This window comes from Pseudomonas sp. BB438 (assembly GCF_057180225.1).
Genome location: NZ_CM170001.1, coordinates 5,945,450 through 5,964,268 on the forward strand (window position 1 = coordinate 5,945,450; position 18,819 = coordinate 5,964,268).

Genomic DNA, 18,819 nt, shown 5'->3' on the forward strand with positions numbered 1-18,819 from the left:
GGTCATTGACCGCGGCCGGGCCTCGCTCGCATCCTCGAGGCTTTCTGCCACAAGGACGCTCGAACAATGAAACCGGAAACCCTGGCCATCCACGCCGGCTACAGCCCCGACCCGACTACCAAGGCCGTGGCCGTACCGATCTACCAGACCAGCTCCTACGCCTTCGACGACACCCAGCACGGTGCCGATCTGTTCGACCTGAAGGTCGCCGGCAACATCTACACGCGCATCATGAACCCCACCAACGCAGTGCTCGAGGAGCGCGTAGCCGCCCTGGAAGGTGGCGTTGCAGCGCTGGCCGTGGCTTCCGGCATGGCCGCCATCACCTACGCCATCCAGACCGTCGCCGAGGCCGGTGACAACATCGTCTCGGTGGCCAAGCTCTACGGCGGCACCTACAACCTGTTCGCCCACACCCTGCCACGCTTCGGCATCCAGACCCGCTTCGCGCCGCACGATGATATCGCCGCCCTCGAAGCACTGATCGACGAGCGCACCAAGGCGGTCTTCTGCGAATCCATCGGCAACCCGGCGGGCAACATCGTCGATCTTCAGGCCCTGGCCGATGCCGTGCACCGCCATGGCGTACCACTGATCGTCGACAACACCGTCGCCACCCCGATCCTCTGCCGCCCGTTCGAACACGGCGCGGACATCGTGGTGCATTCGCTGACCAAGTACATCGGCGGCCACGGCACCAGCATCGGCGGCATCGTCGTCGACTCCGGCAAATTCCCCTGGGCCGACAACAAGGCGCGCTTCCCGCTGCTCAACACGCCGGACCCGTCCTACCACGGCGTCACCTACACCGAAGCCTTCGGCCCTGCCGCCTTCATCGGCCGCTGCCGCGTCGTGCCACTGCGCAACACCGGCGCCGCGCTCTCCCCGTTCAATGCCTTCCTCATCCTGCAGGGCCTGGAAACCCTCGCCCTGCGCATGGAGCGTCACTGCGAGAACGCCGTGAAAGTCGCGCAGTACCTGCAGGACCACCCGCAGGTCAGCTGGGTGAAGTACGCAGGCCTGGCCGATCACCCCGAGCAGGAACTGGCGCTGCGCTACATGGGCGGCAAGCCCGCGTCGATCCTCTCGTTCGGCATCAAGGGCGGGCAGGAAGCGGGGGCCCGCTTCATCGACGCACTCCAGCTGGTGGTGCGCCTGGTGAACATCGGCGACGCCAAGTCCCTGGCCTGCCACCCGGCCTCCACCACCCACCGCCAGCTCAACGACGAAGAGCTGGAGAAGGCCGGCGTACCGCGCGACATGGTGCGCCTGTCCATCGGTATCGAGCACATCGACGACATCCTCGCCGATCTTGCGCAGGCGCTGGACGCCGCCAGGGCCTGACCCGCGACACTCAGCGAGGCACCCCAGGTGCCTCGCACGTCCTCTCATGAACAGCCGCTGACGCATCGCCATCATATCCCGGTGCCATCATCGTGCAGACGATGGCCTCACCATTCCGTACAATGTCGTCGCTGCCTGCTCCCCGGGCAACCGCGCGACCGCGCCACCTGATACGCCAGCGAAAAGGGAATTGCGCGGCCGCCTTCCGCCTCCCTTCCCCCGTCATCCGCACTCCGACCCGCCTTCCGGCGCTGGCGGGTGGGTAACTTTTTTCGCACGCCACCATCGGGTTCTGTCCAAGCCTGCCGATAGTGCAGGGACGTGGTTCGCCACCCTGGCCCCCAATAAGAACAATCTCCGAACGGCCTGACTTCACACCACCCTTCATGGAGATCGTCAATGAATAGCTGGATATCCAACCTGAGTGTGAACCTCAAGTTGGCCCTGGGCTTCGGCCTCGTGCTCGCCTTCACCGCCATCCTCGCCGTTGTCAGCTGGGTCGGCCTTGGCTCGCTGATCGACCGCAGCAACTGGATGAGCGACATCACCGAGCTGAACTCGCGCCTCACCAAGCTGCGCATCACCCGCCTGCAATACATGATTGCCGACGGCGCCGAGCAGGAAGCCGCCACTGTCATGAGCACCCTGGCCGACTTCAAGGCGCAACAGCAGAAGCTGCGAGCCTCCTTCGTCAGCCCGGACAACGTGCGCATGCTGGACCAGCTCGGGGGCATCATCGGTGACTACGAAAAGTCCCTGGCCGCCATGCGCGCCGGCTACCAGAGTGCCGGCAACACCCGCCGCCTGCTGCAGGACAACGCCGCCCGCGCCACCGAACTGACCGCACAGATCCAGCAGGACATCCTCAAGGCCCCGGCCGACGAAGAGCGCGCCACCCGCTTCCAGGCCATCACCGGCACCCGCGAGGACCTGCTGCAGGCCCGCTACGACGTACGCGACTACCTCGCCACCGCCCTCACCAGCAACGGTGACGGCGTGACGCGCGGCCTCGACGAAAGCATCGCCGGCCTGCCGGCCCTGGAAAGCGTACTCGGCGTCGCCGAAGCGCCGTACGTCCAGCAGCTTGGCACCGCCCTGCGTACCTACCGCGACGCCGTCGTCACGCTGCGCCAGAACATGGCCGCCATCGTCCAGGCGCGCAAGGAAATGACCGCGCAGGGCCAGGATATCGTCAAGATCAGCGAAAATCTGTACCAACTGCAGCTGGATCGCCGCGATATCGAAAGCGCCAAAGCCCGCAGCCTGCAAACCCTCGTGACCCTGCTCGCACTGGTGCTGGGCAGCATCGCCGCGCTGATCATCACCCGCCAGATCACCCGCCCGCTGCACGACACCATGGCCGTGGTCGACCGCATCGCCGCCGGCGACCTGTCGCAGACCATCCAGGTCAGCCGCCGCGACGAACTGGGCCGCCTGCAGCAGAGCATGCAGCGCATGAGCCAGAGCCTGCGCGAACTGATCGGCGGCATCCGCGACGGCGTCACCCAGATCGCCAGCGCCGCCGAGGAGCTCTCCGCCGTCACCGAGCAGACCAGCGCCGGCGCCAACACCCAGAAGGTCGAGACCGACCAGGTCGCCACCGCCATGCACGAGATGTCCGCCACCGTGCAGGAAGTCGCGCGCAACGCCGAGCAGGCCTCCCAGGCCGCTTCCGCCGCCGACCACCAGGCCCAGGACGGCGACCGCGTGGTGAACAAGGCCGTCGAGCAGATCGAGCGCCTGGCCGAGGAAGTCGAACGCTCCGCCGACGCCATGCAGCGCCTGGAGCAGGAAAGCGAGAAGATCGGCAAGGTCATGGACGTGATCAAGTCGGTGGCCGAGCAGACCAACCTGCTGGCCCTCAACGCCGCCATCGAAGCCGCCCGCGCCGGCGAGGCGGGTCGTGGTTTCGCCGTGGTCGCCGACGAAGTACGCGGCCTGGCCCAGCGCACCCAGCAGTCCACCGAAGAGATCGAAGCCCTGGTCGCCGGCCTGCAGAGCGGCACCCGCCAGGTCTCCAGCGTCATGCTCGGCAGCCGCGAACTCACCGCCAGCAGCGTCGCCCTGAGCCGCCAGGCCGGCGAATCCCTCGGCGAGATCACCCGCACCGTCTCCAACATCCAGGCGATGAACCAGCAGATCGCCACCGCCGCCGAGGAACAGAGCGCCGTGGCCGAGGAAATCAGCCGCAGCGTCGTCAACGTCCGCGACGTCTCCGAACAGACCGCTTCGGCCAACGAGGAAGTCGCGGCCTCCAGCGTCGAACTGGCGCGCCTGGGCGGGCAGTTGCAGACGCTGGTGAGTCACTTCCGCGTGTAATGCTCATGGGCCGACGCCCCACGTCGGCCCATCTTCGGAAAAGCACGCAACGCACCGTTGAGATTCGCCCGCCGCGGCTCCATCTTTGCTGTATCGCCTTTGGAGCCCCACCATGTCCGACTCCCTGATCATCCCCTGCCCCAGTTGCAACGGCCTGAACCGCGTTCCTGCCACGCGTCTGGGCGACTCGCCCAGTTGCGGGCGCTGTCAGTCGCCAATCGTGCTGGATACGCCCTTCGACCTCGACGAGGCCGGTTTTGCCGCCCAGGCCAAGGGCGACCTGCCGTTGCTGGTCGACGTCTGGGCCGACTGGTGCGGGCCGTGCAAGGGCTTTGCACCGGTGTTCGAACAGGCCGCCGCGCGTCTGTCGGGCAAGGTGCGCCTGGCCAAGCTGGACAGTGACGCCAACCCGAACCTGTCCGCCCGCCTGGGGATTCGCTCGATTCCCAGCCTGATCCTGCTGCGCAATGGCCAGGAAGTGGCGCGCCAGAGCGGTGCGATGCCGCTGCCGCAACTGCTGGACTGGCTGTCCCGCCAGGGCATCTGAGGGCGAGCGTTTCGGTCAATCGGTGCGGTCATTGCCAGACCGCACACGCGGGCTAGGCTTGGGCAAAAAAACGCGGAGCGCGCCCATGCCCTACCCCGAAGAGTTCATCCGTCAGCTCACCGAAGAGCACATTGCGTTCGTCAAGCGCACCGGCCTCAAGGCCGAGGTGCTGGAGCCGGGCCACGTGCGCCTGCGCATGCCGCTCAAGGGCAACGAGAACCACATCCACAACATGTACGCCGGGGCGCTGTTCACCGTGGCCGAGCTGCCCGGCGGCGTGCTGATGCTGACCAGCTTCGACGCCCGGCGCTTCTACCCCATCGTCAAGGAAGCCGGCCTGCGCTTCCTGCGCCCGGCCGCCAGTGACGTCACGGTCGATGCGCGGCTCAGTGAGGAAGAAATCCAGCGCATCGGCGAGGAAGCCACGCACCAGGGCAAGGCGGAATTCGTCCTCGATCTGCAATTGAAGGACGCCGAAGGCAACGTCGTCGCCGAAAGCCACGCCATCTATCAGCTGCGCAGCCGCTGAATCCGGGCCATTGCCCTGCATCAAGGTGAAATTTCCTACGTGGCGCGACAGTGGAAGCGCCACAGAGGGAACCCACCATGTACCGGAACCTGCTCGTCGCCCACGACCTCAGTGTCGAGGCGGACATCGCGGTGCGTCGCGCCGCCCAGCTTGCCCGCCAGCACGGCGCCAGCGTCACGCTGCTGCACGTCATCGAGGAATTCTTCCCCGACCGCATGATGGCCACGGTCCGCGAAGCCGCTGAAGTCGCGCTGCGCGACGCGGCGCGCGCCAGTGGCATCACCGACTACCACCTGGTGATTCGCCAGGGCCGCGCGGCGAATACCGTCACCCAGGCGGTACAGGAACTGAATGCCGACCTCCTGGTGATCGGGGCGCACCACCAGCAGGTGCTGGAGCGCTTCGACGGCACCACCCTGGAGCGCATCGCCCGCCATTGCCGCGCACCGATCCTGCTGGCCGTGGACGAGTCCGCCACGCCGTACGCGAAGGCGCTTTCCGGGCTGGACCTGTCACATTGCTCCTGCCAGGCCTGGCGTGCCGGCTACCGGCTGCTCACGCCCGAAGCCGAGCTGCTGGCGCTCAACGCCTACCAGCCTGGCAAGAAGGCCGGCCGCGCCGACAGCCACTTGGACACCCAGCGCGAACTGCTGCGGCAGGCGCTGCAGGATGAGCGCGCGCAGGTGCCTGCGGCGGGACCACAGTTGCTGTGTGCGGTGCAGCAGGGGACGCCCCAGCAGGCGCTGGAGACGGCATTGCGGGAATGGACACCGGACCTGCTGGTGCTTGGCAGCCGCAGCCGCGGTGCCATCGAGCAGGCCATGCTGGGCAGCTCGACGCGCTACTTCCTGCGTCGGCCGCCCTGCGATGTGCTGATCAGCCAGTAACCGCTCAGGCTTCCAGCAGGTTGTGCAGTTCGACGAACTGCTGGGTCAGCTTGTGCCGGGGTTCGAAGAAAATCAGCGGGGTGCAGGCCTGGTGCGACTCGCGCATCTTCACCGAGCTCATCAGGTACACCGGCAGCACCGGCAGTTCCTCTTCCACCAGTTCATCCAGCAGCTGCTGCGGCAGGGTCGCGCGCGGCTGGAACTGGTTGACCACGATGCCTTCGACTTCCAGATCCTCGTTGTGGTCCTCCTTCAGTTCCTCGATCTCCTGCAGCAGGCCGTAGAGTGCCTGGCGGGAAAAACTATCGCAGTCGAAGGGAATCAGGCAGCGATCAGCAGCGATCAGCGCGGAAACCGTATAGAAGTTCAGTGCTGGCGGCGTATCCAGGTAGATGCGATCGTAGTCGTCGGCCAGTTCGTCGAGCAGTTTGCGCAGCTTGTTGATCTTGTGCTTCTGCTCGAGCTTGGGCTGCAGGTCGGCCAGTTCGGGACTGGCGGTGACGATATGCAGGTTGTCAAACGGCGTCTCGTAGATGTCGACCTTGCCCTTGCGGCTGAATGGTCCGGACGAGAGCGTCTGCTTGAAGAAGTCGGCGATGCCCACCGGGAGATCCTCGCCGGTCAGGCCGGTGAGGTAGTGGGTGGAGTTGGCCTGGGCATCGAGGTCCACCAACAAGGTGCGGTAGCCCTCCGCTGCGCTCACTGCCGCCAGGTTGCAGGCGATGCTGGACTTGCCGACCCCGCCCTTCTGATTGAACACCACACGCCGCATGAGCCGTCCCTCCAGGAACCAATCGAGTGCCGATGGATTCTATGCAAAGCCCATGACAAGGGCGAGCGCGGCAGCCCGGTATATTTGCCCCGGCTCAGCGCGCGCCGTGTTGGGCCTTCACTTCCTCGGTCACCAGGTCGAAGAACGACTGCGCCAGGCGTGACGTCTCGTTGCGCCGCCGCACCAGCCACACCGAGCTGGTAGCGCCCGGATCGCTCAGGGTGCGGTAGACCACGCCGTCCACCCGCGTACGGCGGAACGAGGCCGGCAACATCGATACGCCCAACCCCGCGGCGACCAGGCCGATGATGGTCATCGCCTCGCCCGCTTCCTGGGCGATGCGCGGGCTGAAGCCGGCCTGTCGCGACAGCGCCATCAGTTGGCTGTAGAGCCCCGTGCCATAACTGCGCGGGAAGAATACGAAAGGCTCGTCCGCCAGTTGGGCGAACTCCAGGCCCTCCTGGCTGGCCTGCGCCAACGGGTGATCGGCGCGCAGCACCGCCACCAGTGGTTCGCTGAACAGCTCCACGGCCTCCAGGGTTTCCGGCAATGGAATCGGGCGGATCAGACCGACCTGCACGCGCTCTTCCAGCAGTGCCTGTACCGCCTGGCCGCTGCTCAGCTCCTGCAGATCCAGGTGCACATCCGGGTAGGCCTGGCGAAACGCCAGGATGGCCCGCGGGATACTGGAGGTGAAAGGCGCCGACGCGGTGAAGCCCACCTTCAGCTCGCCAATTTCGCCCTGGTGCGCCCGCCGTGCCAGCAGCACCGCGCGATCCACCTGCTGGAGCACCTGCCGGGCCTCGTCGAGAAGCAGCTTGCCGGCCTCGGTGAGCGCCACGCGGCGGTTGGTACGTTCCAGGAGGCGCGCACCGATCTCCTCTTCAAGCGCCTGGATCTGCTGGCTCAGCGGTGGTTGGGAAATACCCAGCTGTTCGGCGGCACGCCCGAAGTGCAGTTCCTCCGCCACAGCGATGAAATAACGCAGGTGACGCAGCTCCATTCCGCCTCCCCAAACAATGATTCGAAAAACAACTCAAACGTGTCGATTAATATATTGGAAATAATAAAGCTCGCTCCTTATCCTTTCCACACAAGCCCAATAACGACTACCAACCTGCTCCTTGCCTGGCCGCGCGGGCTCTTGCCGCCATTCCAGGCCCTCTGCTGTCATCTACCTGAGGTGTGTCGTGAGTCAACCTGCCCTGCGGGCTTTGCGGGAAGAACATCCCATGGCGGCCGCGCCGTCTGTCGTACAAGAACCGGTAGCTGCTAACGACCCGGCCGATCTGCTGGACGCGGCGCGCGAAGCCAACGGCGACGTGGTGCACGTCGTCGAAGACATCGAAACCTACATCGAGAAAGGCACCCCGGAATTCATGCGTACCTCGCTGGCGCTGTTCTCCGGCGGCTTCGCCACCTTCGCCCTGCTCTACTGCGTGCAACCGATGATGCCGGTGCTGTCCAAGGCCTTCAGCCTGACTGCCGCGCAGAGCAGCCTGGTGCTGTCGATCTCCACCATCACCATGGCCTTCGGCCTGCTGGTCACCGGTCCGATCTCCGACGCCATCGGGCGCAAGTCGATCATGGTCGCCTCGCTGGTCCTCGCCGCGCTGTTCACCCTTGGCAGCTCGCTCATGCCGACGTGGCACGGCGTCCTGGCCATGCGCGCACTGCTCGGCCTGTCGCTCAGCGGCCTGGCGGCAGTGGGAATGACCTACCTCTCCGAAGAGATCCACCCGCAGCACATCGGGCTGTCCATGGGGCTGTACATCGGCGGCAATGCCATCGGCGGCATGAGCGGCCGGTTGATCAGCGGCGTGCTGGTGGACTACGTCAATTGGCACGTGGCGCTGGCCACCCTGGGCGTGCTCGCCCTGGCCGCTGCGCTGCTGTTCTGGCGCATCCTGCCCGAGTCGAAGAACTTCCGTCCGGCACCGCTCAAGCCGCGCCGGCTCATCGAAGGGTTTACCGGGCACTTCCGCGACGCCGGCCTGCCGTGGCTGTTCCTCGAGGCGTTCCTGCTGATGGGCGCCTTCGTCACCCTGTTCAATTACATCGGCTATCGCCTGCTGGCCGAGCCCTACCACCTGAGCCAGGCCATCGTCGGCGTGCTCTCGGTGGTCTACCTGTCGGGCATCTACAGCTCCGCCTGGGTCGGCTCCCTGGCCGACCGCCTGGGCCGGCGCAAGGTGCTCTGGGCGATGATCGCGCTGATGCTCGGTGGCGTACTGATCACCCTGCTACAACCGCTGGCCCTGGTGCTGGTCGGTCTGCTGGTGTTCACCTTCGGCTTCTTTGGCGCGCACTCGGTGGCCAGCAGCTGGATTGGACGCCGCGCCCTGAAAGCCAAGGGCCAGGCGTCGTCGCTGTACCTGTTCAGCTACTACGTCGGCTCCAGCGTCGCCGGTACCGCCGGCGGGGTGTTCTGGCACCACTACGGCTGGAATGGCGTCGGCCTGTTCATTGCCAGCCTGCTGGGGATCGCCGTGCTGGTGGCGCTGCACCTGGCTCGCCTGCCAGTGTTACCGCGCGACCTTCCCACCCTCAACAAGGCTGGGTAGTTTCTACACAAACGACACTTTACTTATCTATAAACGACATGGAACGGTCGTACAAAGACATTGATGTCGTTTTCAGGAATGCCTTTCCGGCGGGCCTTGTAGCGAATCACCTCAATCTACGACTTAAGTCGTAACAGAATGTGGCGCGATCCTTGCGTTCACTTTCTTGAACGACTTGTTGGAATCCTGAAACGGACCTCGACTCCCGCAGTACGCAATTCCCTCCGTAGTTGTAGGTAAAGCATGAGCAGCACCCCAACCTCCGGGCTCTCCCAGGGCCTGCAAAATCGTCACGTCACGATGCTTTCGATCGCTGGTGCCATTGGCGCAGGCCTGTTCGTAGGCTCCGGCCACGCCATTGCCGAAGCCGGCCCGGCCGTCATGATTTCCTATCTGGTCGCCGGCCTGCTGGTGGTCCTGGTGATGCGCATGCTGGCCGAAATGGCCGTCGCGCAGCCGGACAGCGGCTCCTTCTCCACCTACGCCGACCGCTCGATCGGTCACTGGGCCGGTTTCACCATCGGCTGGCTGTACTGGTGGTTCTGGGTCCTGGTGATCCCGCTGGAGGCCAACGCCGCCGCCGCGATCATCCACGCCTGGTTCCCCGGCGCGCCAATCTGGATCCTGGCCTTCCTGATCACTTCCGCACTGACCGCGACCAACCTGTTCAGCGTGAAGAACTACGGTGAGTTCGAGTTCTGGCTGGCACTGATCAAGGTCGTCTCGATCATCGCCTTCCTGGTACTGGGTTGCGCGGCCATCTTCGGCTTCTCGCCCAACAGCGAAGTCTCCGGCATCGGCCACCTGACCAGCGAAGGCTTCCTGCCCAAGGGCTGGGGCGCCGTGCTCGCCGCGCTGCTGACCACCATGTTCTCCTTCATGGGTTCGGAAATCGTCACCATCGCCGCCACCGAGTCCAAGGACCCGGAGCAGCAGATCACCCGCGCCACCAACTCGGTGATCTGGCGTATCGCGCTGTTCTACCTGCTGTCGATCCTGATCGTGGTCTGCCTGGTGCCGTGGAACGACCCGCGCCTGGTGAGCATGGGCTCCTACCAGACCGTGCTGGAACACCTGCACATCCCGTACGCCAAGCTGATCGTCGATATCATCGTGCTGGTCTCGGTGACCAGTTGCCTGAATTCGGCGCTCTACACCGCTTCGCGCATGATGTACTCCCTGAGCAAGCGCGGTGACGCACCGAAGATCGCCCAGGTGACCAGCGCCAGCCGCACCCCGGTCTACGCCGTGCTGCTGTCCACCGCCATGGCCTTCCTCTGCACCTTCGCCAACTACCTGGCCCCGGCCGAGGTGTTCAACTTCCTGCTGGCCAGCTCCGGCGCCATCGCCCTGCTGGTGTATCTGGTGATCGCCATGTCGCAACTGCGCATGCGCAAGAAGCTGCTCGCCCAGGGCCATGAGCTGAAGCTGAAGATGTGGCTGTTCCCCTGGCTGACCTGGGCGGTGATCCTCTTCATCGTCGGCGCCCTGGTGATCATGCTGATCCGCCCGGATCACCGCATGGAAGTGGTCGCCACCACCCTGCTGACCGTCGTGGTGGTCTGCTCGGGCCTGCTGGTATCCAACCGCCGCAAATCCCAGCGCGCCGCCGGCCTGGTGGGCGACGCGGCGTAATGCTCTGATGGGGCTTGATGCTCCATGAGGGAACGAAAAGCCCCGCTGCAGAGCGGGGCTTTTTTCATTGCGTCGTGGAACGTCGTGCCGTTCAGGCCGATCGCGGACAGAGTCCGCTCCTACGCCCATATCTGCATTCATACGGGGCATGACCTGCTTCTGCAGAGGACGGTCGGCACCAAGCAGTTCGCGAGCAAGCGTCTACGAAGAGCCAATGCCTCGCCCGCCCCTGGCTTGGGCTTTGGCTCTTGAGGACTTCGAGAGAAACATCCGCACACGCCGACTGCCCCGTTCAGGAGGCCTCGTTGAAGCGGAGTTTCAGGGGTTGAGCGACATGGATGTCGCGAGAGCGTTGTCGGGCCAAGGATGGCCCGTCAACGCGTGCCCCTGAAACTGCGGTTCAATGAGGGTATTTTTCGCCCCAAGCGAAAAACCGGGTATCCGGGGCAAGACCTTTGCCTCCTTTGGGGGGCGGCCATCCGTCGTTTGCCAAAGGAGGTCGCCCGAGGGGGCGAAACACAAAGTCCGTGCGCACGCCGATGCGGCGCAGAAACACCCAAGCCTAAGCAACAATCCCCAAACAAAGGGACCAGGGCAGGCGCCGGCCCTGCCGGCGGATCGCGGGCAGGGCCCGTTCCTACAGGCAGCCACAAAAAAGCCCCGCGGATGCGGGGCTTTTCAGTGAAGCATCAGGCTCAGTGATACTGCGCCGACAACTCGTGCACCGCCTCGAAGAAGGCGCCGGCATGGGTCGGGTCGACTTCCGGGGTGATGCCATGACCCAGGTTGAACACATGGCCATTGCCGTTACCGAAGGCACCGAGGATGCGCGCCACTTCGGCGCGGATGGCTTCGGGCTTGGCGTAGAGCACCGCCGGATCCATGTTGCCCTGCAGGGCAACCTTGTCGCCGACGCGGGCGCGGGCGCTGCCGATGTCGCAGGTCCAGTCCAGGCCCAGCGCTTCAGCGCCGGTATTGGCCATGGATTCCAGCCACAGGCCACCGCCCTTGGTGAAGAGGATCACCGGCACGCGGCGACCGTCGTGCTCGCGGATCAGGCCGTCGACGATCTTCTGCATGTAGGCCAGGGAGAACTCCTGGTACGCCGCCGCCGACAGTGCGCCGCCCCAGGAATCGAAGATCTGCACCGCCTGGGCGCCGGCGAGGATCTGGCCGTTGAGGTAGCTGGTGACCGACTGCGCCAGCTTGTCCAGCAGCGCGTGCAGGGCCTGCGGGTTGTCGTAGAGCATCGCCTTGGTCTTGCGGAAGTCGCGGCTGGAACCGCCTTCCACCATGTAGGTGGCCAGGGTCCAGGGGCTGCCGGAGAAGCCGATCAGCGGCACACGGCCGTTCAGCTCGCGGCGGATGGTACGCACGGCGTCCATCACGTAGCCCAGGTCCTTCTCCGGATCAGGGATCGGCAAGGCGTCGATGTCAGCCTGGGTGCTCACCACCTTCTTGAAACGCGGGCCTTCGCCGGTCTCGAAGTACAGGCCCTGGCCCATGGCGTCGGGGATGGTGAGGATGTCGGAGAAGAGGATCGCCGCGTCCAGCTGCGGGTAGCGGTCCAGCGGCTGCAGGGTCACTTCGCAGGCCATCTGCGGGTTCATGCACAGGCTCATGAAGTCACCGGCCTTGGCGCGGGTGGCGCGGTACTCCGGCAGGTAGCGGCCGGCCTGGCGCATCATCCAGACCGGGGTGACATCGACGGGCTGCTTGAGCAGGGCGCGGAGGAAGCGATCGTTCTTCAGGGCAGTCATAACGGCATCCGGAAAAAAAGTGCGGGCATTTTCGCAAAGCCCAAAAGAAAAGGCACGGCGGGTGCCGTGCCTTTTGTCCATCGCGACAGTTTGTCGCGTTTAATCAGCAGCTTCTTCGTAACCCGAGTGCCTAATAAACGGAACGAGGGCTTTACCGACATACACCCCACCCACGATAAACATGATGTTAAAGGGCCAAGATGTATTTCCGAAAACGTCTACCGCTAATCCAGCCAATCCAAGTGCGCAAACGACAATCAAGGAAAAAATGGAAATTCCGCGAAAGAAGGGACTGTTGTCGATAAATCGGTACGATTTACCTTGCCAAATCTGTCCGATCAACCACCCGGAATATGCAGTTATAACGCCAAGTGTGTACCCGTTTAGGGCCTCTGCAATTAATGGATAGCCATGGGATTTTGCTAACTTTGACCACTGAAAAGTGGAAAGCCAAAACAACCCGCCCCAGAAAAAAACGGGAGCGACCCAAGACGGAAGAGTCTTTGCCAACTTAAACCCCCAGGTAGTCGAGGATGCCTTCAGCCGCAGTGCGTCCTTCGAAGATCGCGGTCACCACCAGGTCGGAACCACGGACCATGTCGCCACCGGCGAAGATCTTCGGGTTGCTGGTCTGGTGCTTGAACTGCGAAGCAGCCGGAGCGATGACGCGGCCCTGGCTGTCGATTTCCACCTGGTGCTGGTCGAACCACGGCGCCGGGCTCGGACGGAAGCCGAAGGCGATCAGCACGGCTTCCGCCGGAATGATCTCCTCGGAGCCCGGAATCGGCTCGGGGCTGCGACGGCCACGGGCGTCCGGCTCGCCGAGACGGGTCTCGACCACCTTCACGCCTTCCACCTTGTCCTCGCCGACAATGGCGATGGGCTGGCGGTTGAAGAGGAACTTCACGCCTTCTTCCTTGGCGTTCTTCACCTCTTTGCGCGAGCCGGGCATGTTCTCTTCGTCACGGCGGTAGGCGCAGGTCACGCTCTTGGCGCCCTGGCGGATAGAGGTGCGATTGCAGTCCATCGCGGTGTCGCCACCGCCCAGTACCACGACGCGCTTGCCCTTCATGTCGACGAAGTCTTCCGGCGACTTCTCGAAGCCCAGGTTGCGGTTCACGTTGGCGATCAGGAAGTCCAGCGCATCGTGCACGCCGGGCAGGTCCTCGCCGGGGAAGCCGCCTTTCATGTAGGTGTAGGTGCCCATGCCCATGAACACGGCATCGTACTCATCGAGCAGTTGCTGCAGGGTCACATCCTTGCCGATCTCGGTGTTCAGGCGGAACTCGATACCCATGCCGGTGAAGACTTCGCGACGGCGCGAAAGCACCTGCTTCTCCAGCTTGAACTCGGGGATGCCGAAGGTCAGCAGGCCACCGATTTCGGGATTCTTGTCGAACACCACCGGGGTCACGCCGTTGCGCACCAGCACGTCGGCGCAGCCCAGGCCTGCCGGGCCCGCGCCGATCACGGCGACGCGCTTGCCGGTGGGTTTGACCTTGGACATGTCCGGGCGCCAGCCCATGGCGAAGGCAGTGTCGGTGATGTACTTCTCCACCGAACCGATGGTCACTGCGCCGAAGCCGTCGTTCAGGGTGCAGGCGCCTTCGCACAGGCGGTCCTGCGGGCACACCCGGCCGCAGACTTCCGGCAAAGTGTTGGTCTGGTGGGACAGTTCGGCGGCAGCGAGGATGTTGCCTTCGGAGACCAGCTTCAACCAGTTGGGGATGAAGTTGTGGACCGGACACTTCCACTCGCAGTACGGGTTGCCGCAGCCCAGGCAGCGGTGGGCCTGGTCAGCCGCCTGTTGCGGCTTGAACAGGTCGTAGATTTCCACGAACTCGCGCTTGCGCTGGCGAAGAAGCTTCTTCTTCGGATCCTTGCGCCCGACTTCGATGAACTGGAAGTCATTGTTAAGACGTTCAGACATTTTCAGACCTCATCAAACTTCAGGCGCTTATTGCGGGTTGGCACGAGTGCTGGTCAGCAGGGAGCCGAGGCTTGCGGCCTTCGGTTTCACCAGCCAGAACCGACGCAGGTAGTCGTCGAGGTTCTCCAGCAGATGTGCGCCCCACTCACTCGCCGTTTCCGCCACGTACTCGACCAGCACCTTGCGCAGGTGGCTGCGCTGGGCCTCCATCGCTTCACCGCTGATCCGCTGGATTTCCACCAGCTCATGGTTCACGCGGTCAACGAAGGTGTTGTCCAGGTCGAGGACATAAGCGAAGCCACCGGTCATGCCGGAGCCGAAGTTGTAGCCGGTCTTGCCCAGAACGCAGATGAAGCCACCGGTCATGTATTCGCAGCAGTGGTCACCGGTACCTTCTACGACAGCATGGGCGCCGGAGTTGCGCACGCCGAAGCGCTCGCCCGCGGTGCCGGCGGCGAACAGCTTGCCGCCGGTGGCGCCGTAGAGGCAGGTGTTACCGACGATGGCCGACTCCTGCGACTTGAACGGGCTGCCCTTGGGCGGGGTGATGACCAGCTTGCCGCCGGTCATGCCCTTGCCGACGTAGTCGTTGGCGTCGCCTTCCAGGTACAGGTGCAGGCCGCCGGCGTTCCACACGCCGAAACTCTGGCCCGCGGTGCCCTTGAAGCGGAAGGTGATCGGCGCCTTGGCCATGCCCTGGTTGCCGTGGACCTTGGCAATCTCGCCGGAAATCCGTGCGCCGATCGAACGGTCGCAGTTGCAGATGTCCAGCTCGTACTCGCCGCCCCTGGCGCCTTCGATGGCAGCGCGGGCGAGGTCAACCATTTTCTCGGCCAGCAGGCCCTGGTCGAACGGCGGGTTCTTCTCGACTTCGCAGAATTGCGGCTTCTCGGCCGGAATCAGGTCGCTGCCCAGCAGCGGCGTGAGATCGAGGTTGCCCTGCTTGGGCGTTTCGCCCGGCAGGATTTCCAGCAGGTCGGTGCGGCCGATCAGTTCTTCCAGGCTGCGCACGCCGAGCTTGGCCAGCCACTCGCGGGTCTCGCTGGCGATGAAGGTGAAGAAATTCACCACCATGTCCACGGTGCCGATGAAGTGGTCCTTGCGCAGCTTGTCGTTCTGGGTAGCGACGCCGGTGGCGCAGTTGTTCAGGTGGCAGATGCGCAGGTACTTGCAGCCCAGGGCGATCATCGGCGCAGTGCCGAAGCCGAAGCTCTCGGCGCCGAGGATAGCCGCCTTGATGACGTCCAGGCCGGTCTTCAGGCCGCCGTCGGTCTGCACGCGGACCTTGCCGCGCAGGTCGTTGCCGCGCAGGGTCTGGTGCGCCTCGGCGAGGCCCAGTTCCCACGGGGAACCGGCGTACTTGATGGAAGTGATCGGCGAAGCGCCGGTACCGCCGTCATAGCCGGAGATGGTGATCAGGTCAGCGTAGGCCTTGGCCACGCCGGCAGCGATGGTGCCGACACCCGGCTCGGAAACCAGCTTCACCGATACCAGCGCCTGCGGGTTGACCTGCTTGAGGTCGAAGATCAGCTGGGCGAGGTCTTCGATGGAGTAGATGTCGTGGTGCGGTGGCGGCGAGATCAGGGTCACACCGGGCACGGCATAGCGCAGGCGTGCGATCAGGCCGTTGACCTTGCCGCCGGGCAGCTGGCCGCCCTCGCCGGGCTTGGCGCCCTGGGCCACCTTGATCTGCAGGACTTCGGCATTGACCAGGTATTCCGGGGTCACGCCAAAGCGGCCGGTCGCCACCTGCTTGATCTTCGAGCTGCGCAGCGTGCCGTAGCGCGCGGGGTCTTCGCCACCCTCACCGGAGTTGGAGCGGCCGCCCAGGCGGTTCATGGCTTCGGCCAGGGCCTCGTGGGCCTCCGGCGACAGCGCACCGAGGGAAATGCCGGCGGCGTCGAAGCGTTTGAAGATCGACTCCAGCGGCTCGATCTCGTCCAGGCTCAACGGCTGCTCGGCAGTCTTCACCTTGAGCAGGTCGCGCAGCATGGACACCGGACGCTGGTCGACCAGCGCGGTGTATTCCTTGAACCTGGCGTAGTCGCCCTGCTGCACGGCAGCCTGCAGGGTGTTCACCACGTCCGGGTTGTAGGCGTGGTACTCGCCGCCGTAGACGAACTTCAGCAGGCCACCCTGCTGGATCGCCTTGCGGTTGTTCCAGGCTTCGTTGGCCAGCAGCTTCTGCTCGTTCTCGATGTCGATGAAGCGCGCGCCCTGGATGCGGCTCGGAGTGCCCGGGAAGCACAGGCCAGTCACTTCGTCGGACAGGCCGATGGCTTCGAACAGCTGGGCGCCACGGTAGGAGGCGATGGTGGAGATGCCCATCTTCGAGAGGATCTTCAACATCCCCTTGGAGATGCCCTTGCGGTAGTACTTGAAGACCTCGTAGAGGTCGCCCAGCACTTCGCCGGTGCGGATCAGGTCGGCCAGCACCTCGTACGCGAGGAACGGGTAGACCGCGGACGCACCGAAGCCCACCAGCACGGCGAAGTGGTGCGGGTCGCGAGCAGTGGCGGTTTCCACCAGGATGTTGGAATCACAGCGCAGCCCCGTCTGCACCAGGCGGTGGTGCACGGCGCCGACGGCCAGGGCCGCATGCACCGGCAGCTTGCCGGGAGCGATGTGCCGATCGGAGAGCACCAGCAGCACCTTGCCGGCACGCACGGCTTCCTCGGCCTGGTCGGCGATGTTGCGCACGGCCGTTTCGAGGCCGACGGACTCATCGTAGTTCAGGTCGATGTGGTGCAGGTCGAAGCCCGGACGCTCCAGGTTCATCAGAGTCCGCCACTTGGCCGGGGAAATCACCGGGGTGGTCAGGATCGCCTGGTTGGCGTGGTGCGGGGACTCTTCGAAAATGTTCTGCTCGATGCCCAGACAGGTTTCCAGGGACATCACGATCGCTTCGCGCAGCGGGTCGATCGGCGGGTTGGTAACCTGCGCGAAGACCTGGCGGAAGTAGTCATAGGGCGAGCGGATACGCTTGGAGAGCACCGCCATCGGGGTGTCGTCGCCCATCGAGCCGACCGCTTCCTGGCCCTGCTCGGCGAGCGGGCGCAGGACCTGGTCACGCTCCTCGAAGGTGACCTGGAACATCTTCATGTACTGCTTGAGCTGGTCGCCGTCGTAGCTGGCCACGCCCTGGTCGTCGTCCAGGGTTGCCTGGATGCGCAGCGCGCTCTGGCGCAGCCACTGCTTGTACGGGTGGCGCGACTTCAGACGGTTGTCGATGTCCTCGGTCTGCAACAGCTGGCCGGTCTCGGTGTCCACCGCGAGGATCTGGCCCGGGCCGACACGGCCCTTGGCGATGACGTCCTCCGGCTTGTAGTCCCACACGCCGATTTCCGAAGCGAGGGTGATGTAGCCGTTCTTGGTGGTGACCCAGCGCGAAGGGCGCAGGCCGTTGCGGTCGAGCAGGCAGACAGCGTAGCGGCCGTCGGTCAGCACGACGCCGGCGGGGCCGTCCCACGGCTCCATGTGCAGCGAGTTGAATTCATAGAACGCGCGCAGGTCGGCGTCCATGGTCTCGACGTTCTGCCAGGCCGGCGGAATGATCATGCGCAGGCCGCGGAACATGTCCATGCCACCGGTGACCATCAGCTCGAGCATGTTGTCCATGCTGGAGGAGTCGGACCCCACGCGGTTGACCAGCGGGCCGAGCTCGTCCAGGTCCGGCATCCACTCGTTGGCGAACTTGGCGCGACGGGCCTGGGCCCAGTTGCGGTTGCCGGTGATGGTGTTGATCTCACCGTTGTGCGCCAGCAGGCGGAACGGCTGGGCCAGCGGCCATTTCGGCAGGGTGTTGGTCGAGAAGCGCTGGTGGAAGACGCAGATGGCGGTCTTCAGGCGCTCGTCGGAGAGGTCCGGATAGAAGGCGGCGAGGTCCGCCGGCATCATCAGGCCCTTATAGATGATGGTCTTGTGCGAGAAGCTGCAGATGTAATGGTCGGCGTCCTCGGCATTGGCCACGGAGGAGCGGCGACGGGAGCTGAACAGCTTGACCGCGAATTCCTGGTCGGACAGGCCTTCACCGCCGATGAACACCTGCTCGATCTGCGGCAGGCGCTCCAGCGCCAGGCGACCCAGGACGCTGGTGTCGATCGGCACCTTGCGCCAGCCGACCAGCTTCAGTCCGGCGCGCTCGATTTCGCGATTCATGTTCGCGCGAGCGGCTTCGGCTTTCACCGGATCCTGGTTGAAGAAGACCATGCCCACGGCGTACTGGGCGGGCAGTTCGGTCGCGAAGGACTCCTTGGCCACGGCGCGCAGGAACTGGTCAGGCTTCTGGATCAGCAGCCCACAGCCGTCCCCGGTTTTCCCGTCCGCGTTGATCCCACCTCGGTGGGTCATGCAGGTCAGTGCTTCGATGGCGGTTTGCAGAAGTTCGTGGCTTGCCTCGCCCGTCATATGGGCGATCAGACCGAATCCGCAGTTATCCTTGAACGTCTCAGGATGGTACAGACCTGCTTTCATAGGGAACTCTCACCGGCAAAACTTTTATAAATTCCAGGGTCTGCTGACGTTTCGCCATC

At 64.5% G+C, this 18,819-nt stretch carries 12 protein-coding genes; 7 read left to right on the forward strand and 5 right to left on the reverse strand.

The window, feature by feature from the left end:
• Nucleotides 1–66 precede the first annotated feature (66 nt).
• The 5 genes from AC1ZV1_RS27400 (at nucleotide 67) to AC1ZV1_RS27420 (ending at nucleotide 5,626) form a co-directional block, all read left to right on the forward strand.
• On the forward strand, nucleotides 67–1,344 hold the full coding sequence (locus tag AC1ZV1_RS27400) for a bifunctional O-acetylhomoserine aminocarboxypropyltransferase/cysteine synthase (protein ID WP_484294502.1): 1,278 nt from the start codon (nucleotides 67–69) through the stop codon (nucleotides 1,342–1,344).
• 534 nt (nucleotides 1,345–1,878) lie between these two features.
• Nucleotides 1,879–3,663 carry a methyl-accepting chemotaxis protein gene (locus AC1ZV1_RS27405; protein WP_484297651.1) on the forward strand — a complete coding sequence of 595 codons (1,785 nt, stop codon included), beginning with the start codon at nucleotides 1,879–1,881 and terminating at the stop codon, nucleotides 3,661–3,663.
• 112 nt (nucleotides 3,664–3,775) lie between these two features.
• Nucleotides 3,776–4,210 (forward strand): thioredoxin TrxC, encoded by a 435-nt coding sequence (trxC, locus tag AC1ZV1_RS27410; RefSeq protein WP_484294503.1) that lies wholly within the window; start codon nucleotides 3,776–3,778, stop codon nucleotides 4,208–4,210.
• 85 nt (nucleotides 4,211–4,295) lie between these two features.
• The gene (locus AC1ZV1_RS27415) at nucleotides 4,296–4,739 is read left to right on the forward strand and encodes a YiiD C-terminal domain-containing protein (RefSeq protein WP_484294504.1); all 444 of its coding nucleotides are present in this window, start codon (nucleotides 4,296–4,298) and stop codon (nucleotides 4,737–4,739) included.
• Nucleotides 4,740–4,816: 77 nt separating this feature from the next.
• On the forward strand, nucleotides 4,817–5,626 hold the full coding sequence (locus tag AC1ZV1_RS27420) for a universal stress protein (protein WP_484294505.1): 810 nt from the start codon (nucleotides 4,817–4,819) through the stop codon (nucleotides 5,624–5,626).
• Between the two features lie 4 nt (nucleotides 5,627–5,630).
• Here the strand turns inward: AC1ZV1_RS27420 and AC1ZV1_RS27425 are convergent, their stop codons facing one another.
• Nucleotides 5,631–6,398, reverse strand: a complete 768-nt coding sequence (locus tag AC1ZV1_RS27425; protein ID WP_484294506.1) for a ParA family protein — start codon at nucleotides 6,396–6,398, stop codon at nucleotides 5,631–5,633.
• Nucleotides 6,399–6,492: 94 nt separating this feature from the next.
• Entirely contained in the window at nucleotides 6,493–7,401 is a 909-nt protein-coding gene (locus AC1ZV1_RS27430; RefSeq protein ID WP_484294507.1) for a LysR family transcriptional regulator, read from the reverse strand.
• Between the two features lie 229 nt (nucleotides 7,402–7,630).
• Between AC1ZV1_RS27430 and AC1ZV1_RS27435 the strand changes: the two genes are divergently transcribed.
• Together AC1ZV1_RS27435 and gabP are read left to right on the forward strand one after the other, a co-directional pair.
• On the forward strand, nucleotides 7,631–8,962 hold the full coding sequence (locus AC1ZV1_RS27435) for an MFS transporter (RefSeq protein WP_484297652.1): 1,332 nt from the start codon (nucleotides 7,631–7,633) through the stop codon (nucleotides 8,960–8,962).
• A gap of 243 nt (nucleotides 8,963–9,205) precedes the next feature.
• Entirely contained in the window at nucleotides 9,206–10,597 is a 1,392-nt protein-coding gene (gabP, locus tag AC1ZV1_RS27440; RefSeq protein ID WP_484294508.1) for a GABA permease, read from the forward strand.
• A gap of 695 nt (nucleotides 10,598–11,292) precedes the next feature.
• On the opposite strand, the gene hemE is transcribed toward gabP, so the two are convergent.
• From hemE to gltB, 3 genes are all read right to left on the reverse strand, one after another.
• Nucleotides 11,293–12,357 (reverse strand): uroporphyrinogen decarboxylase, encoded by a 1,065-nt coding sequence (gene hemE / locus AC1ZV1_RS27445; protein WP_484294509.1) that lies wholly within the window; start codon nucleotides 12,355–12,357, stop codon nucleotides 11,293–11,295.
• Nucleotides 12,358–12,868: 511 nt separating this feature from the next.
• Nucleotides 12,869–14,287, reverse strand: a complete 1,419-nt coding sequence (locus AC1ZV1_RS27450; RefSeq protein WP_484294510.1) for an FAD-dependent oxidoreductase — start codon at nucleotides 14,285–14,287, stop codon at nucleotides 12,869–12,871.
• Nucleotides 14,288–14,314: 27 nt separating this feature from the next.
• Nucleotides 14,315–18,760 carry a glutamate synthase large subunit gene (gene gltB / locus AC1ZV1_RS27455; protein WP_484294511.1) on the reverse strand — a complete coding sequence of 1,482 codons (4,446 nt, stop codon included), beginning with the start codon at nucleotides 18,758–18,760 and terminating at the stop codon, nucleotides 14,315–14,317.
• Between the last annotated feature and the right edge of the window lie 59 nt (nucleotides 18,761–18,819).